The 242-nt window shown below is 43.0% G+C and carries 1 protein-coding gene; it reads right to left on the reverse strand.

What is annotated here, in order from left to right; genetic code table 11:
* Positions 1–190 (reverse strand): helix-turn-helix domain-containing protein (locus tag R0J87_RS23865; RefSeq protein ID WP_498889504.1); only part of this gene is annotated, 190 nt, incomplete at its 3' end.
* Between the last annotated feature and the right edge of the window lie 52 nt (positions 191–242).

Genomic DNA, 242 nt, shown 5'->3' on the forward strand with positions numbered 1-242 from the left:
GGACATTCGCATAATGGACTAACCACCCGATGGAGACATTTTGCTTGCCTCGTTCAATGTTGGAGATGGTTGGCCCGTTCATATCGCTAATCGCTTCGATATCTTTAAGTTTAAACTGTTTTTCGATGCGAATGGACTTTAACGCACGGCCGATTTTTTCGTACGTATTCGGTTCATTGGATGAAATCATGCGCAAAATCCTTTCACAGGGAATGCCGTTTTTCGTTTTCCGTGCTATAAGA

Origin of the sequence: Halomonas sp. SIMBA_159 (assembly GCF_046536035.1) — a bacterium.
GTDB lineage: Bacteria > Pseudomonadota > Gammaproteobacteria > Pseudomonadales > Halomonadaceae > Vreelandella > Vreelandella venusta_A.